This window comes from Streptomyces sp. BL1, assembly GCF_057628045.1.
Genome location: NZ_JBXYWZ010000002.1, coordinates 7,890,024 through 7,910,834, shown reverse-complemented (window position 1 = coordinate 7,910,834; position 20,811 = coordinate 7,890,024). Strand labels below are relative to the sequence as shown.

The 20,811-nt window shown below is 70.1% G+C and carries 21 protein-coding genes; 11 read left to right on the top strand and 10 right to left on the bottom strand.

Translation table 11 applies throughout. The annotated features are described in order from the left end of the window. Window positions 1–43: 43 nt before the first annotated feature. The gene (locus AC3AGO_RS34940) at window positions 44–925 is read right to left on the bottom strand and encodes a LysR family transcriptional regulator (RefSeq protein ID WP_487824322.1); all 882 of its coding nucleotides are present in this window, start codon (window positions 923–925) and stop codon (window positions 44–46) included. Between the two features lie 129 nt (window positions 926–1,054). Here AC3AGO_RS34940 and AC3AGO_RS34935 point away from each other — a divergent pair, with 129 nt between their 5' ends. Both AC3AGO_RS34935 and AC3AGO_RS34930 read left to right on the top strand, forming a co-directional pair. Next, on the top strand, window positions 1,055–1,687 hold the full coding sequence (locus AC3AGO_RS34935; RefSeq protein ID WP_487824321.1) for a dihydrofolate reductase family protein: 633 nt from the start codon (window positions 1,055–1,057) through the stop codon (window positions 1,685–1,687). A 179-nt stretch (window positions 1,688–1,866) separates the two neighbouring features. After that, a complete protein-coding gene (locus AC3AGO_RS34930; protein ID WP_487824320.1) occupies window positions 1,867–2,787 on the top strand; it encodes an aminoglycoside phosphotransferase family protein in 921 nt (306 codons plus the stop codon). A 677-nt stretch (window positions 2,788–3,464) separates the two neighbouring features. Here the strand turns inward: AC3AGO_RS34930 and AC3AGO_RS34925 are convergent. Together AC3AGO_RS34925 and AC3AGO_RS34920 are read right to left on the bottom strand one after the other, a co-directional pair. Beyond that, the gene (locus AC3AGO_RS34925; RefSeq protein ID WP_487824319.1) at window positions 3,465–4,130 is read right to left on the bottom strand and encodes a response regulator; all 666 of its coding nucleotides are present in this window, start codon (window positions 4,128–4,130) and stop codon (window positions 3,465–3,467) included. Further along, window positions 4,127–5,281, bottom strand: a complete 1,155-nt coding sequence (locus AC3AGO_RS34920) for a sensor histidine kinase (protein WP_487824318.1) — start codon at window positions 5,279–5,281, stop codon at window positions 4,127–4,129. The genes AC3AGO_RS34925 and AC3AGO_RS34920 overlap by 4 nt, the downstream gene beginning before the upstream one ends. Before the next feature lie 229 nt (window positions 5,282–5,510). On the opposite strand from AC3AGO_RS34920, the gene AC3AGO_RS34915 reads away from it, so the two are divergent. The 3 genes from AC3AGO_RS34915 (at window position 5,511) to AC3AGO_RS34905 (ending at window position 7,650) form a co-directional block, all read left to right on the top strand. Next, window positions 5,511–5,951 carry a DUF6223 family protein gene (locus AC3AGO_RS34915; protein WP_487824317.1) on the top strand — a complete coding sequence of 147 codons (441 nt, stop codon included), beginning with the start codon at window positions 5,511–5,513 and terminating at the stop codon, window positions 5,949–5,951. Window positions 5,952–6,276: 325 nt separating this feature from the next. Next, window positions 6,277–6,873, top strand: a complete 597-nt coding sequence (locus AC3AGO_RS34910; protein ID WP_487824316.1) for a beta/gamma crystallin family protein — start codon at window positions 6,277–6,279, stop codon at window positions 6,871–6,873. Between the two features lie 162 nt (window positions 6,874–7,035). Beyond that, window positions 7,036–7,650, top strand: a complete 615-nt coding sequence (locus tag AC3AGO_RS34905) for a hypothetical protein (protein WP_487824315.1) — start codon at window positions 7,036–7,038, stop codon at window positions 7,648–7,650. 202 nt (window positions 7,651–7,852) lie between these two features. Here the strand turns inward: AC3AGO_RS34905 and AC3AGO_RS34900 are convergent, their stop codons facing one another. Further along, window positions 7,853–8,437, bottom strand: coding sequence for a DUF2867 domain-containing protein (locus tag AC3AGO_RS34900; protein WP_487824314.1), 585 nt, complete (start codon window positions 8,435–8,437; stop codon window positions 7,853–7,855). An 89-nt stretch (window positions 8,438–8,526) separates the two neighbouring features. On the opposite strand from AC3AGO_RS34900, the gene AC3AGO_RS34895 reads away from it, so the two are divergent. After that, complete coding sequence (locus tag AC3AGO_RS34895) at window positions 8,527–9,084, top strand: TetR/AcrR family transcriptional regulator (protein ID WP_487824313.1); 558 nt, start codon at window positions 8,527–8,529, stop codon at window positions 9,082–9,084. Between the two features lie 239 nt (window positions 9,085–9,323). Beyond that, window positions 9,324–9,806 (top strand): hypothetical protein, encoded by a 483-nt coding sequence (locus AC3AGO_RS34890; RefSeq protein WP_487824312.1) that lies wholly within the window; start codon window positions 9,324–9,326, stop codon window positions 9,804–9,806. Between the two features lie 415 nt (window positions 9,807–10,221). Here the strand turns inward: AC3AGO_RS34890 and AC3AGO_RS34885 are convergent, their stop codons facing one another. Continuing rightward, on the bottom strand, window positions 10,222–10,479 hold the full coding sequence (locus AC3AGO_RS34885; protein ID WP_487824311.1) for a hypothetical protein: 258 nt from the start codon (window positions 10,477–10,479) through the stop codon (window positions 10,222–10,224). A 250-nt stretch (window positions 10,480–10,729) separates the two neighbouring features. On the opposite strand from AC3AGO_RS34885, the gene AC3AGO_RS34880 reads away from it, so the two are divergent. Further along, entirely contained in the window at window positions 10,730–11,218 is a 489-nt protein-coding gene (locus AC3AGO_RS34880) for an Asp23/Gls24 family envelope stress response protein (RefSeq protein ID WP_487824310.1), read from the top strand. A 366-nt stretch (window positions 11,219–11,584) separates the two neighbouring features. Here AC3AGO_RS34880 and AC3AGO_RS34875 read toward each other — a convergent pair whose 3' ends face one another. Further along, window positions 11,585–12,478, bottom strand: coding sequence for an NADP-dependent oxidoreductase (locus tag AC3AGO_RS34875; protein WP_487824309.1), 894 nt, complete (start codon window positions 12,476–12,478; stop codon window positions 11,585–11,587). 70 nt (window positions 12,479–12,548) lie between these two features. On the opposite strand from AC3AGO_RS34875, the gene AC3AGO_RS34870 reads away from it, so the two are divergent. Further along, window positions 12,549–13,136, top strand: coding sequence for a TetR/AcrR family transcriptional regulator (locus tag AC3AGO_RS34870; protein WP_487824308.1), 588 nt, complete (start codon window positions 12,549–12,551; stop codon window positions 13,134–13,136). A gap of 66 nt (window positions 13,137–13,202) precedes the next feature. On the opposite strand, the gene AC3AGO_RS34865 is transcribed toward AC3AGO_RS34870, so the two are convergent. Beyond that, on the bottom strand, window positions 13,203–14,459 hold the full coding sequence (locus AC3AGO_RS34865) for a family 1 glycosylhydrolase (RefSeq protein WP_487824307.1): 1,257 nt from the start codon (window positions 14,457–14,459) through the stop codon (window positions 13,203–13,205). Window positions 14,460–14,712: 253 nt separating this feature from the next. After that, window positions 14,713–15,336 carry a TetR family transcriptional regulator gene (locus tag AC3AGO_RS34860; protein WP_487824306.1) on the bottom strand — a complete coding sequence of 208 codons (624 nt, stop codon included), beginning with the start codon at window positions 15,334–15,336 and terminating at the stop codon, window positions 14,713–14,715. A 266-nt stretch (window positions 15,337–15,602) separates the two neighbouring features. Here AC3AGO_RS34860 and AC3AGO_RS34855 point away from each other — a divergent pair, with 266 nt between their 5' ends. Beyond that, complete coding sequence (locus AC3AGO_RS34855; RefSeq protein ID WP_487824305.1) at window positions 15,603–17,084, top strand: MFS transporter; 1,482 nt, start codon at window positions 15,603–15,605, stop codon at window positions 17,082–17,084. A 117-nt stretch (window positions 17,085–17,201) separates the two neighbouring features. Here AC3AGO_RS34855 and AC3AGO_RS34850 read toward each other — a convergent pair whose 3' ends face one another. Continuing rightward, window positions 17,202–18,470 (bottom strand): LmeA family phospholipid-binding protein, encoded by a 1,269-nt coding sequence (locus AC3AGO_RS34850; protein WP_487824304.1) that lies wholly within the window; start codon window positions 18,468–18,470, stop codon window positions 17,202–17,204. A gap of 376 nt (window positions 18,471–18,846) precedes the next feature. Continuing rightward, window positions 18,847–19,548 carry a class I SAM-dependent methyltransferase gene (locus AC3AGO_RS34845; RefSeq protein ID WP_487824303.1) on the bottom strand — a complete coding sequence of 234 codons (702 nt, stop codon included), beginning with the start codon at window positions 19,546–19,548 and terminating at the stop codon, window positions 18,847–18,849. Window positions 19,549–19,958: 410 nt separating this feature from the next. Between AC3AGO_RS34845 and AC3AGO_RS34840 the strand changes: the two genes are divergently transcribed. Further along, window positions 19,959–20,804: a SigB/SigF/SigG family RNA polymerase sigma factor gene (locus AC3AGO_RS34840; RefSeq protein ID WP_487824914.1), complete on the top strand. Its 846-nt coding sequence runs from the start codon at window positions 19,959–19,961 to the stop codon at window positions 20,802–20,804. Window positions 20,805–20,811 lie beyond the last annotated feature (7 nt).

Sequence of the window (20,811 nt, the reverse complement as noted above, 5' to 3'; positions counted from 1 at the left end):
ACCCTTCACAGGGGGGGGTGCGGCCCCCGCTGCACGCGCGCCTTCAGTTGCCACCGTTCGAAGCCCGGGACTGGGCGGCCAGGATTTCGATCAGTGCGGTCGTGGCGGGTGGGTCCGGTGGGTCGCCGTACGTGGCGGCGTAGATGCGGCGGACGGTGCCGGTGAGCTGTGTGGTGTGGATGCCCGGGGCCCGGTGGGCGTGCAGGGCCAGTCCGTTGAGGATGGCGACGCCCATTCCGGCGGCGACGACCGACTGGGCGATGACCGTGTCGTCGCAGGAGTAGGCGATGCGAGGTGAGAAGCCGGCGCTTTCGCATGCCCTGGTCGTAGCGGCTCGGCAGCGTTCGCAGCCGCCGACCCAGGCGGACTCGCGGTGGTCCTCGAGGCGCTGACGCGGTTGGTCGGTGACGAGGTAGAGCGGATCGTCCAACAGGTGGGTGAGCCGGACTCCTTCCTCCTCCAGCGGAGTGTCGCTGTGCCGGAAGATCAAGGCGATGTCGACGTGTCCGGAACGCAGCATCTGCAGGCCCTCGGCCGGATGAGCGTCGACGAGGTTCAACTCGATTTCCGGGTGCGACCGCGACAGTTCGACGGCCGCCTTCGGTACGAGAGTGCTGAGGACCGTCTGGAAGCCGGCGAGCCGCACCCGCCCGGCACGAAGTCCCACGCGCGCCGCCAGCTCGACGGACGCGGCGTCCACGCGCCCCACGATCTCCGCGGCCCGCTGCGCGAGGAGTTCACCTTCGGGGGTGAGCCGGATTCCGCGGCCGACCCGTTGGACGAGCTTGGCTCCGGTGGCGACTTCGAGCCGCCCCAGGTGATGGCTGACCGACGGCTGGGAGTAGTGCAGCTCCTTCGCCGCTTCGGTCACCGATCCATGCCGGGCGACGGCCTCCAGAACCTTGAGCTGAGTCAGGTTCAGCATGGATTGAGTTTATCTATGAGATCTGATCCGAATTGGCATTGGACGTCATGACATTGATGCGTACATCATCGCTTCACGGCCGAGCTGATCCGACGCAGCGCGGTCGGCAGAAGGAAGGGAAGGACAGCCATGTCACTCGCCCGCGTCCACAACTTCGCCATCTCGCTCGACGGCTTCGGCACCGGTGAGGGCCAGGACCGCGACGCACACTTCGGCCACGCCGGCGAACGGCTGCACCAATGGATGTTCGCCACCCGGTGGTGGCAGCCCGGCGGCAGCGGCGGCGTCGACAACGCCTTCGTCCAGCAGCACGAGCCGGGGATCGGCGCCGAGATCATGGGCGCGGGCAAATACGGCCACCCCGGCTGGCACAAGGAGCCCGAGTGGAAGGGCGCGTGGGGCCCCAACCCGCCGTTCCACACACCGGTCTTCGTCCTCACCCATCACACGCGCCCCTCGATCGAGATGGAGGGCGGCACGACGTTCCACTTCCTCGACGCGTCGCCTGCTGAAGCCCTGGAGGCGGCCCGCAAGGCTGCCGGCGGCCAGGACGTACGCATCGGCGGCGGCCCCACCGTGGTCCGCGAGTTCCTTGCCGCCGGACTCATCGACCACATGCACATCGTGGTGGTCCCGATCCTTCTCGGACGGGGCGTACGTCTCTGGGACCAACTGGAGGGCATCGAGAAGGACTTCGAGATCGAAACCACCTCCTCCCCCAGCGGCGTCACGCACATGACGTTCACCCGCACGGAACGCTGAGCGGCGCGGGGAAGCCGCGTCACTGAGAACCGGGCGCAGGGAGCCGGGAGCCGGGGCCGTCCCGTCCCTCGCCGCCGAACTGTGAGGGCTCACCCCGTGGGCGTGAAGTCGGGCAGGGTGAGGTCCGAATGGGCCGCATTTTCGTTGCGCCCCGGAACGAAGCAGGCGACGCTCTCGCCATGCAGATGCACACCGGCCAGCTGAGCGTGTCGGCGGAGACCGTACGGGAGTTGGTCGACGCACAGTTCCCCCGGTGGCGGGACCTGCCCGTCCAGGGCGTGGCCTCGGAGGGGACGGTCAACGCGATCTTCCGGATCGGCGACCGCCTCGCCGCACGCTTCCCGCTCCAGCCCGGTGACGTCGCCTCGACGCGCGAGTCGCTGGAGGCGGAGGCGGAAGCGGCACGCGAGTTGGCCGGCCGTACGCCGTTCCGTACGCCCGAACCGGTCGCCCTCGGTGAACCGGGCTCCGGCTACCCCCTCCCCTGGTCGGTGCAGACCTGGCTGCCCGGCGCCGTGGCCACGACCGAGGATCCGAGTACGTCGGCCGCTTTCGCGCACGATCTCGCCGAGTTCATCCACGGGGTACGGGCCATCGATACGCGCGGCCGTACGTTCCGGGGAGAGGGCCGCGGAGGCGAACTCCGCGACCACGACGCGTGGGTGAAGACCTGCTTCGACCGCAGCGAGGAGATCCTGGACGCGGACGCCCTGGACCTTCCGCGGCTCCGCCGCATCTGGGACGCTCTCCGGGAACTGCCGCCCAGCCCCGCCGGCCCGGTCATGACGCACGGCGACCTCATCCCCGGCAACGTTCTCGTGTCCCACGGGCGCCTCACCGGAGTCATCGACGTCGGCGGCCTGGGCCCCGCCGACCCCGCACTGGACCTCGTCGGCGGCTGGCACCTCCTCGACGCCGGCCCGCGCCGGGTGCTGCGCGCCGCGCTCGGCTCCGACGACGTCGAGTGGGAACGCGGCAAGGCGTGGGCGTTCGAGCAGGCGATGGGCACGGTCTGGTACTACGTCGAGACCAACCCGCCCATGAGCCGCATGGGCCACCGCACCCTCCAACGCATCCTGTCCGACGACCCCTCAGCCTGACGGCGGGCAGAGGCTGTTCGGGCCGCGATTTCCATACGAGCGCCCCCCTGGGGGCAAGGCCCCGGTGCCGCAACGTCCTCTCCACGGATTGCGTGACGCCGGAGTGGACGTACGTGGGCACGAGTGGGACATGTCTTCCGTCTGCCGAAAGCGCCTGGCGGGTCTAGTGTGTTGAGTCTCCAGAAGGCGCCGGGATTGGGGGCGGCGATTCCCGAGAGGCCGGCCGCCGTCTCGACGGTGGCCGTAACGGTCCGGGACGCGTTACGACTTCCCCCTCGCGCCCCGGGCCGGACCCGGCCGTTCCCCACCACCGAGGCGTAACTGCCGCAGTCGGCAGGCTCCCTGACGAGGGCTCGTGGGTCAGGCCCCTCGCGCCGGCACAGAGCACAGGGGGTCCGTGAGCCGCCGCTCGGTTCCGGCCGGTGAAGGCCGCCCGGAACGGAGCCGCGTCGCCTTCGCAGGTGCGCCCGGGCGCCTTGCGGCAGCTGGTGTCCTGGGCACATGGGCCGAACCCAAGACGTTGCCCGCCGAGTACCACACACCTGCCGGCCAAATCCGCAGCCGCCCTGACGCCAGACTCCCGAAGTCCGCCCCGCCCCGGGCCGGCGGTCCGCGCACAGGCCCAACCCCCTGAGCACCGGCCCTCATCGCGTACTGCGGCTCGGCTCGGAACCGCCTCAGCGACCCTGCGGGGCGACCAGGCCGGACTCGTAGGCGAGGACGACGAGTTGGGCGCGGTCGCGGGCGTGGAGCTTGGTCATGGCCCGGTTGACGTGGGTCTTCGCGGTCAGGGGGCTGATCACCATGCGTGCGGCGAGCTCGTCGTTGGACAGGCCCTGCGCGACCAGGGCGACGGCTTCGCGTTCGCGCTGGGTCAGTTCTTCGAGCTGCGCGCCGGCATCCGCCGTACGGGGTGGCTGGGCGACGTACCGGTCGATCAGCTTGCGGGTGATCGCCGGGGCGAGCAGCGCGTCGCCACGGGCGGCGACGCGTACGGCGTGCAGGAAGTCCTCCGGCACGATGTCCTTGACGAGGAACCCGGCGGCGCCGGCGCGCAGCGCGTCGAAGACGTATTCGTCGAAGCCGTAGTTGGTGAGGATGACGACGTGTACCCCGGCCAGGGCGGGGTCGGCGGCGATGAGCCGGGTGGCCTCGATGCCGTCGAGGACCGGCATCTGGATGTCGATGAGCGCGATGTCGGGCAGGTGCTGTCGGGTGAGCGCCAGGGCTTCCTGTCCGTCGGCGCCCTCGGCCACCACCTCGATGTCGTCCTCGAGATCGAGGAGCGCGCGGAATCCGCTGCGCAGGAGCGGCTGGTCGTCGACCAGCAGGACACGGATCACGGCGTACGGTCCAGTGGCAGTTCGGCCCGTCGGTCCAGCGGCAGTTCAGCCCGTACGGTGAACCCGCCTTCGTCGCGGGGTTCCGCACGCAGACTGCCGCCGAGCGCGGTGACGCGTTCGCGCATGCCGAGCAGCCCGACTCCGGGTACGGGGGCGGCATCCGGCGTGGCCTTGCCGTCGTCGTCAACGCGTATGGCGAGGGTGTCCGGGCCGTAGCCGATCCGGATCTCCGCGGTGGTTGCCGCGGCGTGGCGGCCGATGTTGGTGAGCGACTCCTGGACGATCCGGTACGCGGTCCGGTCCACCGCGGCCGGTACGTCACGCTGCCGCCCCTCCAGCGTCAGCCTCGCGTCGAGCCCGGTCGTACGGGCCTGTTCCACCAACTCCGGGATGTGCGCGAGCCCTTGGGACGGCTTCTTGTCGTCGTCGCGCAGCGCCTCCAGGGTCGCCCGCAGATCCCGGGTCGCCTCGCGGCCCGCCTCCCTGATGGCGAGGAGGGCTTCCGGTACGGGTTCGCCGCGCTTGCGGGCCACGTGGACGGCGACTTCCGACTGCACCTTGATGATCGAGATCTGATGGGTGAGCGAGTCGTGCAACTCCCGCGCGATGTGCAGTCGTTCCTCGTCGGCGCGGCGCCGCGCGGTCTCCTCCCGGGTGCGCTCGGCTTCCTCCGCCCGCCGCTCGGCCTGCCGCAGCGCTTCGCCCGCGGCTGCGGCGGCGACCAGCCAGCCCAGTTCCAGGGCACCCCGGGCCTGCGCGAAGGCCTCGCCCGCGGGCCAGTCGTGCGGGGAGAGCAGGGCCGCGAGCGGGAGAGCGGCCAGCAGGGCCACGGACACCGCCGCCGTGGTGATGCGGTGGCCCTCCCGTACGGCGGCGTACACCGCGAACAGGTAGGCCACGGCCGGTACGTCGAACCCGATCGTCTGGTATCCGACCGCGCACAGTCCGGTGACGGCGAGTACGGGAACCGGGGCGCGTCGGCGCGCGGCGAGCGCCAGGCCGCCGGCCACCAGCAGGGCGTAGCCGAGCAGTTCGGCATCGGTGCCGGGGTTGTTCCCGGACAGCCCGACGGCCAGCAGCATCGCCGTCACGCAGAGGGCGATGGCCCAGTCTCTGGCACCAGCCCGGATACCGGGCCGTTCTGTGCTCATGCGCGCACCTTATCCGGATGCGGCTGCGCCCGACTCCCGCTCGTGGAGGAGCAGTTGACTACCACGGACGCGGTACTTCCGCCGCACCTGCCGCGTCCGCGGCAGCGGGGTGCGCCCTCCGTGGCAGCGCGAAGTGCCTGCGTGTGCTGGACGACCGGCGGCACGGGCGACGACATGCTGAAGCCACATCCGAACCTCGGAATCGAGGCTCACGACAGAGGAGAGAGCCATGAAGGCATCAGGAGCCCTGACTTCAGTCCGCGTCGCGCTTCCCGTGGCCGGAGCCGCCCTGATCGCGGTGTTCGCACTTGCCGGGCCGGCGGCCGCGCAGACCTCCGTCGCCGCCGGCGGTGCCGGCACCGGCGCCGGCCGGCTCCTGGCCCTCGTGGCCGCGTTACTGGCGCTGACGGGCGTGGTCGTCGGCGGACTGGCCCTGGCCCGCGCCACCGGTCGCATGCGTACGGGCCCCGAGCGTCGCGGAGCCTTCGCGGCCCTGGCGGCGGGCGTGGCCGGTACGGTCCTCGGCGCCCTGGTCGCGGCCACCGCCACCGGCGGCCTCGGCACCGGCAACGGCCTGGGCGGAGCCGTCGTCGCCCTCATAGTGGGCCTCACCGGCATCACCCTCGCCTCCACAGCCCTCACCCGCACCCGCACCCACCACAAGCCCTGACGCCCCCGCCCAACTCACCAAGCCGGCCCGGCCCCTCCCGCCGGGCCGACTTCCGGCATCCCGGGAGTCACCGGCTCTCCACACAGAGGGGCCGGCCATCTTTCACACTCTCCGGGGCTGCGCCCTCAGGCAGCGGGTGCAGCCCCCTCCGAGGCGCCAGGGTCGCATTCCGTTTGTGACCCTCCCCCACATTCGCGGGCGGGTGGTGCCGCGTTACCGGGCGTACGGGTGACGGGTTTCGGGCAATTGCGGGCTTCTGGTTTGAGCTCTGTCGAGCCGAGCATGTGTACCGCGCCAACTACCCCCCACGTCACAGGAGTTGGACATGCTCAACAGAAGGAACACGCACCACGCGCGCGTCACCGCGGCGGCGCTGGCCGTACTGGCCGGGGCCGTCGCGGCGCCCTCGGCGCAGGCCGCGGCGGACGAGCCGGCGGAGTCCGGGGCCCGGCACTGCGTCTCGGACGCCGCGACCGGACAGCAGAGCTGCTACGGAACGTTCACCGAAGCCGTCGGCGCCGCATCCGGCGGACGCATCACCGACGCCCCGGCGTCCGCCCGCGACGCGGCGCGGGACGACGGATTCCGAGCGGAGACACGGCAGTTCAACACGTCCGCCAGGACCATGGCGGACGGCGGCGTCATCCAGGGGACCTTCTTCGACGACCCGGGATTCGGCGGCGACTCGCTCACCATCACCGGTGAGTCCCTCTGCAAGAAGGACGGCGTCGTCAACTACCAGCACGATCTGGAGGACGGCTGGAAGAACCGGGTGTCCTCGGTGCAGCCCTGGGGCGGCTGCTGGGTCTGGCTGTATCCGGAGCCGGGCCTCGGCGGCGACCGGGACGGCCCGTTCAAGGAGAACGCGAGCGACATCGGCTCGATGATGAACGACCGCACCCAGTCGATCGGTTTCAGCTGACGCTCGGTTTCAGCTGACAACCGGAACCGGCTGACGATCGGAGCCGGCTGACGACCCGCGCTGCCTGACCGGCAGTTGACGCGCCGTCACACCGGTCCCCAGCGCCACCCCCACCGGCCCACAGCGCCGGACCCCCACCCCCCCACATTTCTGGAGACTGTCATGACCGGACGACTCCGGCTCTCCGTACTCCTCGCCGCACTGGCGACCGCGGGCACCACGGCCCTCGCGCCGACCGTCGCCCAGGCCGAGGAGCAGCCCACCACCCGCGAGCTCCTCGACAAGTGCGACAACGGCACCGACTCATGTGTCTTCCACCCCGACGGCCCGCCCGAGGACTCCATGGGCGAGGCGCATCAGGTGGGCGACAGCGCGTACAACTGCACGCCGGATCCCCAGCGTTCGACGGTGGGCTGGTCCGACACGACGGGCGAGTCCAACAGTGTCGGCGTGTCGTTGAGCGCCGAGTACGGCTTCGCCGAGGTCTTCAAGGTGAGCATCGAGACGAACTACAACCACACCTGGGAGAGTTCGCACACCGAGACCGACCAGACCAACGTCGACGTACGCCCCGGCGAGATGGGCTGGGTGACGCGCGAGGCCCAGACGCAGAAGGTCAAGGGCACGTACGAGCTGCACTTCCCGGACCGCTTCCACGGTCACTACATCTGGTACGTGCCGTTCGAGGCCACCGGTCCCAAGCCCGACGCGCCCAGCACGAAGACGCAGCACACGCGCACGATGACCGACCAGGAGAAGGCCGACCACTGCGGCTGACTCCAAGCCCCAAGCCCCGGACCGCGTACGGGACTTCGCACCCCGGAGCCCCGTACGTACGCCCGGCCGTCCCCCGCAGTACGCACGTACTGCGGGGGACGATCACCGCGGCCGGCCGGTCCGTCGGTCAGCCGAGGCGCCTCGCTGCCGCGCCGAGGCGCGTGCCCGGCCCCGAAGCGGACGCCTTCACGAACGGACGCCCTCACGAACGGACGGTCTGCCACCTGCGGTCCATCTGTTTCAGCAACTGCGGATAGACGATCAGGTAGCGAAGCGGCCGGATCCCGGCCATGTAGGCCCGCCCGAAAGTGCCGTTGGGTTTCACGAGTACGGCCATCTGCGCCCGGTAGCCGCCCGAACCGTCGGAGACCCAGCCGAAATGGGCCAGGTCGTGCACGGTCTTGTTGGACATCTCCCAGACCATCTCGTTGTCGGTGAGGTAGAGCGGGCGGAACGGCGTCCCTTCGGGCACCGGCGGCATCGGACCCTCCCGCAGGTCGGCCGGCAAGCTGTCCCGCAAGCTCGGCACACGCGCACCGAGGTCGTGTTCCGGCCGGTCCCAGCCCATGATCCGCCCGAGCTGCCAGCGCAGATCCCACAGCTTGCGCGCCGGCCATGACCAGCCCTCTGTCGGTTCGCTGCCCTCGCCGGTCATGCGCACGAACCGCTCGAAATCGTCCGGGCCGCCGGGAGTCGGCAGCGCCCACACATCCTCCAGGTGGAAGTCGGCGGCGATCTCGTGGATGCGCCAGGGGTGACGTGTGTGAGCCTCGCGCGGAAGCCTCATGGCGACCCTCCGTTCCATACGGTGGCGTATGGAACGAAGCTAGTACCATCCATACGGCTCCGTATAGTCACGGGAAGGCGTATTGCAGCATGGCGACCGCGCGCACCCCTCGTAGCGACTGGATCACCGCGGGCCTGCGAGCCCTGACGGACGGCGGGGTGGACTCGGTACGGATCGAGGTGCTGGCAAAGGCACTTGGCGTCACCAAGGGCGGCTTCTACTGGCACTTCGCCGATCGACGGGCACTGCTCGACGAGATGCTGCAGGCCTGGGAACAGGACGTGACCACGTCGGTCATCGACCGCGTGGACGCCCACGAAGGTGACGCCCGGGCCAGACTGCGGTACCTGTTCTTCGTCTCCGCCTCCGGGGACGGCCTCCTCACCGACATCACCACCGACTTCGCCGTACGCGAGTGGGCCCACCGCGATCCGGCGGCGGCGGATTGCCTGCGCCGCGTCGACAACCGGCGGCTGGACTACCTGCGCGAACTGTTCCGCGGCGTGTGCACCGACCCCGACGACGTCGAAGTCCGCGCCACCCTGTGCGTCATGGTGTGGGGCAGCACTCGGCGCCTCGACCTCGACCACGGCACGCGCAGCCCCACCGAGGTCATGCAACTCATCCAGCAACACCTGCTGCGATAGCCCCCTCCCCCGACACCGGGCCCACACAACACCCCCAGGACACCGGCCGCCGGGCCAACTACACCGCCAATGACGGCCGTTGGCCTCCATGTCGCCGTTGTGAGAAGAACCGGTCCATCTGCCTCCGGAGCGCCGGGCGACGGCCCGGCTCGCCCCGGAAGCTGAGACCGCGGGCACGACCGGTGCGGTCCCGTCCGGAGCGAACTGTTCGGCTTCGAGCTCCGGCGCATACTGGCCATATGGACGACGAATCACCGGCGGACCGGCCAGGCGCGGAAGGCGGGGACCGCAGCGAACAACGGGCTCGGGCTGCAGACCGTCGGGATGTCGTCGCCGGCGAACGAGACCGCCTGGCCGACGAACGTGAACACGCCGCAGACGAACGTGAGCACGTCGCAGACGAACGTGACCGTCTTGCCGACGCGCGCGAGCGACAGCTCGACGAGACAGAACAGCGGCTCGACGAGCGGGCGCGCAGAGCGGGCATGAACGCGGTCAGCCAACGCCGGCGCGCCTACGAGGCGGTGGCGCGAGCACGTGACATCGCCGCGACCGCCGCAGCCCGCGCCGAGCGCGCCCAAGCGGGGCTGCGCCGCGCGGATACCCATGACGACCAGGAGCAGGAAGCCATCGACCGGGAAACGGCGAACTCGGCACAGCGGCAACTGGATGCCACCGATGTCGAACAGGCCGAGGCAGACGACACCGGCGACGAGCACTGAGGCGCGCCTGCACCGCAATCGGACGGTACGTGGGGTCACACGAGTGAAGGCGGTGCCTGTCCGGGGCTGCGGTGGCGCGGAGCTCGGAGGGGCCGCCGGTCAGGCTCAACTCCTCACGCGTGGCCGGCTCGGCGCCGTGCTGTGCACTGGACCGCGCCTGCCCCACCCGCCGCACCGCTCCGTACGGGGTCAGGTCCGCCGACGCTGATACCCGCCGCCTCAACTCCGCACGCGTGACGAGCGGTTGGAGTGCAGTGGCGACAGGGGGGGGCGAAGCCCGGTCGGAGCCGCGGCTGCCGGTACGGCCGGTTCTCCGTGGAGTGTGGGCGGTTGGCGTAGGGAGCACTCGGCACAAGGCGGCGGGCATCCAGCAGACGCAGATACCGCGAACTGCCCGGAGCAGGCGGCCCCTTGGTCATCGGCGCCGTGTGCGGTCCCGGCGGTCCTGGCGGTTCCAGCGTGCGCGGCGCTGGCGGCTGTAGCGGCGGTCCCAGCGTTCCTGACGGTCGCGGCGGTCGCGGTACTCCCGGTATTCGGCGTTGCCGCCACGGTCCTGGTTGCGGCTGTAGTGGGCGTAGCCGAAGGCCAGCACGGCTGCCGCCGCCCACCAGAGCGGGTGGAGGAAGCCGAGGCCGAACAGCGCCGCGATGAGAAGGAGAAGGAGGATGAACACGGCGGGCCTCCCGGACGCTGAAAGCAGATAACGGGCCGGGGTCCGGGGCCTGTTGCCGCAACAGCGTAGTCCTGCCGGGAGACTGTGGTCCCCCTGCGGAGGCGACGGACAGTGCGCGGTTCGCCGCGCGCAGCGTGACGCTCGCCGGCAATCGGGCCGGGACGCCGAACACTTCGTCACCGCAGCACGCTTGGCGAGCTGCTCGCCGGGTACTGCACCGGGGCCCGCGACTACATCCCAGGAGATGCCGATGTCGGACACCACGAGCCACCCTTCGGGCGAGAGCCGGACGGACATGGCGGGTAAGACCCTGCAGGGCCACAACGGCGCCGCGAGCACGTCCGGGGCCCGGGGACGGACCACCATCGCCGACGGAGTGGTGGAGAAGATCGCGGGGATGGCGGCCCGTGAGGTGCCGGGCATCCGCAGCCTCGGCGCCGGAGGCATGGCACGCACCTTCGGAGCCGTCCGCGACCGTGTCCCCGGCCAGCGCGCCGGCGCCGGCCGCGGCGTGAAGGTCGAGGTGGGCGAGCTTCAGACAGCAGTGGACCTCGCCGTGGTCGTCGAGTACGGAGAGGCCATCGCGGATGTCGCCGGCGAGGTGCGCGGCAACGTCATCTCGGCAGTGGAACGCATGACCGGCCTGGAAGTCGTCGAGGTGAACGTCGCCGTCACGGATGTCCACTTGCCCGACGACGAAGAAGAGGAACCGCAGGGAGGCGAAAGCCGCGTGAAGTAACCGGCGCCTCTCAGGCCCGGCTCACATCGCGGAACACCGACCCGGGCCCACCTTCCCCGCGGTCCGGGAACGACCCCGAGCCGGGCCAACTCCAGTGCCGAGTACGGCCCGTTCGCCTTAACGATCTTGGTCGCGTAGTGTTCCCGCAGCCCCGTCGCGAGCTTCCCCCCGTGGCGCGCGACGGGGCTGCACACTGTTGCGTGGATGAGCGCCCTGTTCCCCTCCTGGCCGTCGACGAGGCGGCGCAGCCGCGCGTCGAGACAGTGCCGACGCCCGCGTACATCACGGCGCACAGCCCGTAGTTGAGCAGCGACCCCCGTCGTAATCGACGGTGACGATGTCAGATGCCGTCGCGCAGGAGACGGCTCAGACGACCATGACCCGGCGGCCGCGCGTGTGGCCGGCTTGGCTGTCGATGTGGGCCGTCGCGGCGTCGGCGAGCGTGTACGACTTCTCGACCGGGATGTGGAGCTTCCCCCGTGAGATGAGGCCGGCGGCCTCGGCGAGCGCGTCCGGCACGCTCCCGGCCACGCCGGAGAACCGGACACCGTGCTCCGGCGCGGCGAGGTCGGCGATGGTGATCACCTTCTGCGGGTCCCCGGTCAGCTCCACGAGTTCGCGGATCACGCCCGAACCGGCCAGATCGAGGGCCGCGTCGACGTGGCCGAGCTGCCGCACCCGCTCGGCCCAGCCCTCGCCGTACGTCGTGGCGAGGGCGCCCAGGCTCCGCAGATAGTCCTGGTTCGCGGCGCCGGCCGTCCCGATCACCGTGATGCCGCGGTCGCGGGCGATCTGCAGCACCGCCGATCCGACTCCCCCGGACGCGCCGCTGACCAGCAGCGTCTGCCCGGGCCGTACGCCGACCTCGCGGATGATGCGCAGTGCGGTCTCCACCACGGAGGGGTATCCGGCCGCCTCTTCGAACGTCAGCCCCTCGGGCATACGGGCCCAGGCCGACAGCACGGCGAACTCGGCGTAGGTGGCGGCGCCTTCGCCGAATACGTGGTCGCCGACGTCGACCCCTTCGACGCCCTCGCCGACCTCGTCCACCACCCCGGCGGCGTCCAGCCCGACTCCGGCGGGCAATTCGACCGGATGGGCTCCCAGGACCTGGCCTTCACGGACCCGCCAGTCGACGGGGTTCACGCCCGCCGCCCGCACGGCGATGCGTATCCGGCCGGGGCCCGCGTGGGGCTCCTCGGCGTCTTCGAGGTGCAGAACGTCCGGGCCGCCGAACTCGGCGAAGCTCACTCTCTTCATGCCGTGGACAGTAACACTAACGGTTAGCCTTTTAGAGCTGTTCCACTTTCCTACCTGATAGCTTCGGGGCATGACCGTGCCGACCGGACGCCGTGAACGCAAGAAGGCCGCGACGCGCCAGAAGATCGCCGACACCGCCCTGCGGCTCTTCCTGGAACGCGGGTACGACGCGGTGGGCATCCGCGACGTGGCTGCCGAGGCCGACGTGGCCGTGACCACGCTGTTCTCCCACTTCGCCGCGAAAGAGGCCCTGGTTTTCGAGCAGGACGAAGACTTCGAGCAACGCCTCACGCAGGCGGTCACGGGCCGGGCGCCGAACGACCCGCTCATCCCCGCGCTGCGCCGTGAGGTCCACGTCCTGGTGCGGCATTGCACGGGAGACAGCGCGGCCCCGATCTGGCGGATGATCGTCGAATCACCGGCCCTGAGGGAGTACGAGGAGTCGATGCGACTGCGCCATGCGGAGTCGCTGGCGACGGCCATCGCCGCCGACCCCGGCCTGCCGCAGAGCGCAGCTGCCGGCCGGACGATCGCACGGTTCGTGATCGACGCCTATTCGCTGGCCCGCGAGGCGGACGACCCGGAGGCCGCGGTGGACGAGATCTTCGAGATGATCGAGGCGGCCTGGAAGGTCGCCCGTCCTTCTCAGTCTGCGTGAGGAACTACCCGTGCGCTGTGCGCGGTTGGGCCTCCACCAGCTGACCGAAGGCGGTGACTTCTCCGTTCAGCTCCGGCTGTCGGCGAGCGCGTCCCGGTAGCTTCGCACCACCTCGGCGTACGCCTCAGCGCTCGGCTTCGGACGGCGCCGGAATGTGCCGCGGTCGACCTCGTGGAGCCCGAGTTGAGCGCCGTACCCGAAGATCCACTCGAAGTTGTCCATGAGCGTCCAGTGGCAGTAGCCGAGGACGGGCGTGCCGTCGGCGGCCTCCGCCGCGAGCGCGTCGACGGAGGCGGGTATGAAGGCGGCACGCTGTGTGTCGTCCGAGGTCTGGAGGCCGTGCTCCGTGACGAGCACCGGCACCCGCGACATCTCGTGGGCGTAGCGCACCGCGCCGGCGAGGGAGCCGGGCGCGATGACTGTCCCCATGCCGTTGAGTTCGCCGTCGACGCTCACCTCGCCGTCGGGGCCGTGCACGATGCGCTCGTAGTTCTGCACGCCGATGAAGTCGTCGTGGCGTGCCTCGCGCAGCCAGTGGTCGTACACGGCGGCGCGTTTGGCGTCCCTGTTGCCTTCGCCGCCGGGGACGGCCACCTCGTCGGCGATGGCGACGGACACACCGACGGGCAGGTCGCCGCGGCGGGCCTTGATGGCTTCGCGGGCGGCGCGGTGAGCGTGGGTGAACGCCTCCTGGAACGCGTCCTGCCGGTCGGCGGGGATGACGTTCGCACTGGCGTAGGTGCCGGTTCCGGCGGTACGTGCCGCGGCCGCGAGCATCTGCGTCTTGAGACTCTCCGCCTCGGCGGGGAGCTTCGCGCCCGCCTGCAAGAGCTGTTCGAGGTTGGGTTCGTTGAGGGTGACGCCGTACGCGATCCGGTCGCCGAAGCGCGCCATGACGCGGTCACACTGCTCGGCGAAGCTCGCCGGCGCTTCGGCGGCGGTCCAGGAACCGGCTGCCGCGAACCAGTGGGGTGCGGTGAAGTGGTTGAACGTCACGATGGGCGCCAGGCCGCGCTCGAGGCAGCCGTCGACCATGCGCTCGTAGTGGTCGAGGGCCTCGGAGGAGACGACGCCGCGTTCGGGTTCGACGCGTGCCCATTCGACGGAGAACCGGAAGGCGTTGAGCCCGAGTCCGGCGACGAGGTCGAGGTCCGTCCCCCACTGGTCGTAGCCCCGGCACGCGGGTCCGCTGGGCTCGCGGAACAGTGAGGGCGTCGTGTGCTCCAGGAACCACGTGTCGCTGGCCGTGTTGTCGCCCTCGTTCTGGTGTCCCGCGGTGGCCACGCCCCACAGGAAGCCGGCGGGCAGGCTGGTGCGTGTCATGGGAACTCCTTGCATTCGTGCGGTGAGCAGGTCGAACGGAGTGGCCGCCGGAGGGGGCGTCACCGCGTGAGGCACGATCATGCGACCAATACCTAGTGAATGCTAGGCGTTCGCGTACGTGACGTGCGCCACCCCGGCGTTCGGACCCGCGGATGCCGACTCTTCGCACGCAGAGAGAGTTATGCACATGACAACCCTGCGCCACCAAGACCCCGTGTGGGCCCGAGCGCGGGCGGCGAGAGTCGCCGACCCTCTAGAGTCCCTGCCCGTCGGCGGAGATGCCGCGCATCAGACGGTCGAGGTGCCCGCGCATGACGGCGATGAGATCGAAGGACCGCCCCCCGGCCAGCCATTGCTGCATCAGCCCCGCGTCCATGGCCGCACACTCGCGGGCGATGCTCAAGTGGTCCAGCTCTTCCCGCAGTTCTCCCTGACGACTGCCGACCCGCAACCGGTCGGCGAGCTCACTCACACCCTTCTCCTGCCAGGTGGTGAAGTGATCGTGAGCCGGATGGTCAGAGGTGGTGGCCTCGGCAGTAAGAACGACGGTCAGCTCGACCATGCCGGGCATCCGGAGCCTCTCGGCCGTGTCCTCCAAGTGGCAGTGAAAGGCGTCCCGCACCGAGCCCGAGACGCGCTCCCACTGGACGTCCATGCGCTCGTGCCAGTACTCGACGACCGCCATCAGCAACTGCTGCTTGTCGCGGAAGTGGTGCAGCAGACCGGCGTCGGTGATCTCGGCATCCCGGGCGACACGGGCGAGAGAGGTCCTGCGGTAGCCGTCCTGGCCGAAGCGCAGCAGCGCCGCCTCCAGAATCTGCGTGCGCCGGGCCCGGCCTGACGCGTAGTGACCTCGCGGTCCCCTGGGTGTCGCCATGGGAGAACGGTACCGGCGAGACGGCCCGTACCGTCCGTCCCGATCACGCACGACAGCGCTTCGTGACGTGTGCCACATCCCCGATACCTAGTAAGCACTAGGTGTTCGAGTCATCATCGACGTCACGCGACGCCGGATCGCCGCGCTGCCACGTCCTGTTGGGCCACCTGTGACGTCCTTCCGGGCCACGTGTTGCGCCAGGCCTCCCCTGCGTGCCACCCCCGCGCCTCCAGTTCCCTCGGCACCTCCGTGAAAGGAGGGCTGGCATGACGCCGACGTCATCAAGCCCCTCAGCCGACCTCGCCCCATGCGCCGATACGGACGGACGGTGGACTCCCCGCCTCGTCCTGCTGCTGATCGCGCTCGCCTGGCCGACCCAGTTGCTGGCCGCGGGCGGCATCATCGGCGCCAATGCCACAGCAGGCGTGGCACAGGCTTTCCACACCACCCAAGTGGCGTGGTTCGGGCTGACACTGACGCTGGTGTCCACCCTGCTCACCCCGTTCGTGATCAAGATGGGAGACCTGTACGGAAAACGGCGCGTCATGCTCGCCATGATGGCCATGGGCGTTCTTGGCGAGGCCCTCGCGGCCATGGCCGGGGAGTTCTGGCTCGTCCTGGTGGGCCGGGGGATCGCCGGGTGCTACGGGCCGTTCGGCGCCCTGTCGTTCGCCGCGGTACGGGACATCTTCCCGGCCCGCCTCATCAAGCCGGCCAGCGCCATCATGGGAAGCAGCGTCGGCCTGGTGGGCCTCTTCGCCCCGTTCCTGGCGGGCTGGCTGGTCGACAACTGGGGCTACCGTGGCGCACTTTGGTTCCTCGCCGCCGCAACTGCCGTCGCCCTCGCGCTGGTCGCGCTGCTGGTCCCGGAAACGCCGCGACACGCCTTCGACTCCGGCTTCGACTGGCTGGGCGGCCTGATCCTCGGCGGTGGCCTGACGTCCGTGATCTACGCCGTCGGCCAGGGACAGAGCTGGGGCTGGTCGGACGTGCAGACGCTGGGCTGGCTGGGCGGGGGTGCCATCGCGCTGATCGCCTTCTTGTTCGTGGAGCGTTCCAGCCCCCACCCCATCCTGGACCTGGGGGTCCTGCGCCGGCGCCCGGTGGCCCTGGCGCTCACCGCGGGCGGCCTTGCCCAGACGGTCGCCTACACGATGCCAAGCCTCGCCATCCTGCTCGCTCTGTACCCGCACATTCCCGGTGTGTCGGCCGGCCTCGGCTGGACCGCCCACCACAACGCCGTCGTCAGCGTCAGCTGGAACCTGGTGATGTTCACGGCCGGACTGCTCGTCAGCCGCTACCTGCACCGCTTCGACGCCCGCAGGGTCTGGTGCGCCGGCCTGGCAGTGATGGCCGTCGGCTACACCCTCGTCGGCTTCCACCACAGCAACGAACTCGAACTCGTTCTCACCTCCTGCATCGCCAACATCGGCGCTGGCGTCGTGGTCGCGGGCGCACCGGTACTCGTGGTCGGCGTGGTCTCACAGGACGAACAAGGCCTGGGCAGCGGCATGCTGAACATGCTCGTCAGCCTGTTCGGCGCCATCCTCACCGCCGGCGCCTACGCCGTCCTCGCCTCGGACAGCACCGTCGTCAAGGGCACCGCCTTCTACCTCGACACCGGCTACTCCTGGATCTTCTGGCTCGGCGCACTCGTCACGCTGGCGGCCCTGCTCCTCTCCCTGTTCATCCCGCCGCTGCACGACCCGGAGGACCGGCCCCCGCAGTCCGGCACACCACTGGCCTGACCCTGCGCGCTCCGGCACGGGCCGAGTGCTCGGTCCGTGCCGGAGCCCACCCGTACGGGACCTCCGGGACTCCCGGGTCCCGTACGAGTGGCGCCGGCCTGTCGGGGCCGTTGGGGGTCAGGAACCGCCGAGCTTCATTCCGGGGCTGGTGACCTCGATGTGGATGCCGTCCTTCTCCACCGAGATCTTCCGCACGCGTACGTCGCCCGGGGTGTCCGGGAGTCGCGTGGACCACGACAGCCTGTCCGCGAGCTTCGGCACCTTCAGCTGCTTCACGTCGTCGAGCAGACCCGGGTCGATGCCGACCTTCTTCAGCAGGGACGGGTTCCGGAGGACCACATCCAGCATGTTGACCCGCATCAGCTTGTCGGTGAACTTCGGCTGCCCCGTGAGCCGGTGCAGTGCCTCCTCGCTCTGCCGCACCTGCGCCGCGCCGTGCGGGGTGAGCCCGAAACGCTTGGCGACCGCGCCCACTTGGAACAGCGACTTCGCCTTCGCCGCGTCGTGCCGGATCCGCTCGGCCAGCGGCTTGGCCAGCCGCAGTCCGCCGTCCTTGCCCGGGGTGTAGGAGAACAGCCCCGGTACGTCCAGCCGCATGCCGTCCACCGTGGTGCCCACACCGTGCTCGCCGACGCGGTGCAGATGTGCGTCGGCACGTACCTGCACGGTCCTGCCCGCGACCGGCAGCCGGCCGTCGGCCAGCACGGTGTCCGGGCGGCCTCCGGGCCGGAACTTCACCTGCGAAGTGCCCAGTTCGCGGTCCAGGTCGTCGAAGGCGATCCACACATCGCCGCGCGTCTTCCCCAGCACCGCGCCCTTGACCGCGAGGGGCGAGTCACCGGTCAACCGGACGTTCTCGGTGGTGCCCTCCACCCGTGCGACCGAGATCCGGCCTCCCGGCGCATCGGTGACCGTGACGCCGGCCTTGTCCAGCCGGTCGGCGGCGAGTTGGGTCAGGAAGGGAAATCCGGGGATGTGCACCTCGGGCTCGGAACGCAGTTTCAGCGAACTCTGCATCTTCTCAGCGGCCTTGTTCTCCGCGTACAGCGCCGCCCAGCGGTCGCCGACGCCGAGGAAGGCCAGAAGCACCACCATCGCGATACAGAGTTTCAGGCTGGTACGGAGCCGGGATCTGAAGCGCTTGTTCTTACCGGCCTCCTTCCTGTGTCTCTTTCCCTTCTCCTTCTTTTCGGCCTGCTCCTCACTCCCGTCATTGTCGGCCTTCTCCTGGCTTTCCTTCTTGCCGGACTCGTCCCGGAGCGCGACGTCGAGCGGCCCTCCCGTGCCGCCCGACGTGCCCTCACGGTCGGGCCCGTTTGCGAGTTCCTTGCAGGGGTCGGGACGGCCCGACTCCGAGGCCCCGCCGGACGCGTCCGACGAGGCCAACTCCTCATAAGGATTGCGTGCTGGAGATATGCGACCTGGCGTACCTTTCGATGAATCCCGGTTGGTCGTCATCTGAACATGCGAACACAGCCACCAGTACCGCCCAACCCTCCCTGACTGCTTGTTACTTCGCTGCTACAGAGCAATTCCACAGACCGGAAATCAACGAGACTCTGTCCCCTTTCCGGCACGTATGCGCACCCGACAATGAATGAGACGCGGGGCCCCTGCTGAACCGGCCCGTCCCGCAGGTCTTCGCGGGTAGCGTGTCCGTCCGGACGCGGCACAACGTCCCGCTGCCGTACCTGCGCCTGAGAGGGAATCATGAGGCGGCCCACGAGGCCAGGGTCGCCTCCTCGCTGACCAACCCGGCGTCCTACGTCGAAACGCCCGGCTGACTCCCCGTACCGGTCCGGCCGGGCGGCGGCCCCGTGCTGCGGGCGAGGAGTTGGAGGCGTTCGGCGGTGTGGCCGTGCAGGGTCGGGGCGGTGCCGGTGCGTTGCTCCTCGATCGTGAAGCCGTGGCTTTCCAGCAGGGTGCGCAGGTGGCACGGCGGGTGGTGCCGGAAGAGGCCGCCGTCGGGCGTGCTGAAGACGCCGTACGCGGTGTGACCGGGGACGCCTTCCTCGTACCGCCGTACGTTGCGGGTGTCGCTCTGCAGCGGCACGTCGCTCAAGTACAGCACTCCGCCTCGCCGTAGAACGCGCGCCAGCTCCGCGACGATGCCCTGCTGCGCGGCGTCGTCGGGCACGCAGTTGAGGACGACGAACAGCAGTGCCGCGTCGTACGAGCCGTCCTCGCAGGGCAGCCGCACCGCAGGCTGGTGGGCGAACTCCAGGTCCGGGAACTCGCGCCGGCCACGCTCGATGATCGCGTGGGACGGGTCGACCCCGCGCACGTTCCGGTAACCGAGCTCCACGAGCCGGCCCATCAGCCTCCCGTAGCCGCATCCGTAGTCCAGGACGCGGGCGTCGCGGGGGACGTATGTCTCCAGCAGCCCGGGGTCGAGGGGGTGGGTGAAGGTCTTCGTGGCTCCGGCTGCTTCCCAGAAGTGGTGTACGGCAGGGCGGTCGGCCATGCCCGGACCCTACCGAGCCCCGGGCCGACGGTCAGCCGCCACGGACTCCCGCCGGCCGAGCGCGAGCCCGGGCCCGAGCCGAGCGCGAGCCGGGCGAGAGCCGGACGAGAGGCGGGCACGAACCGAGCCCCAGCCGGGCCCCAGCCGGACGGCCCGGGGCCGCCCTGAGCGCGGCAGGAGCCCCTGAGGCCGAAGCCGGCGGCGTGGGGCGCCCATGTGGCCGGCCTCATGGAAGTGCGTGTGCTGCCGGGGCGGGTGTGATGTCACGGTGGGGGCCGGAGGGTTTGCCGTCCCGTTATCCGGCAACGGCGGACTCCGCGCAGCTTTCCACAGCGGGCAGACAGACGTGATGCCGACCGGGCCACAGGCCGATATCCGATGCGCAAGTGGGAGGAGAGCAGTCCATGACGATGACGACCACCCCGTCTCGAACCACTCGTCGCACGCGTCACCCGCATGATGACGCGCCTGACACGGCAGCGGACTTTGCCCGCGCGGCGCAGCTTCCCGAGGGGCCGGAGAAGGATCGCATTCTGCAGCAGGTGGCCACTGCCTGGCTGCCGATGGCACAGCGCTTGGCGCGCAAGTACCGCAACCGCGGCGAGTCCGTTGAGGACCTGGAACAGGTTGCCGCTCTCGCGCTGGTCAAATGCGTCGAGCGCTACGACCCCTCGCTCGGCCACGCCTTCGAGTCCTACGCCGTTCCGAGCATCTACGGCGAACTCAAGCGGCACTTCCGCGACAACCTGTGGGACCTGCACGTACCGCGCCGCGTCCAGAATCTGCGCAACCGGGTGCGCAGCAGCCTGACGGAGCTGGAAACCCTCTCCGACCGCTCCCCCACCGTCGCCGAACTCGCCGGCCACACCGGACTGAGCGAGGAAGACGTGCAGTTGGGAATGGAAGCGTTGCACGGCTTCAGCTCGCTGTCCCTGGATGCGGAGATGGCCCCTGCCGGTGACGGCTACAGCCTGCTCGACACCCTCGGAAACAACGAGGACGGCTATGACCACGTCGTGGACCGGGAAGCGGTCAAAAGCCAGCTGTGCTACCTGCCCGAGCGCGAGCAGTACATCCTGTATCTGCGGTTCTTCCGCGAGATGACCCAGTCCGAGATCGCCCGGGAGATCGGCGTGTCCCAGATGCACATCTCCCGCCTCATCAGCTCCGCATGCCGTCGCGTGCGCGAGAACATCGACGCTGATCTCGGGGAAGAGAACGAGGCCAGCGAGCTGTCCCCGCCTCAGGCTGCCTGACAGGCCG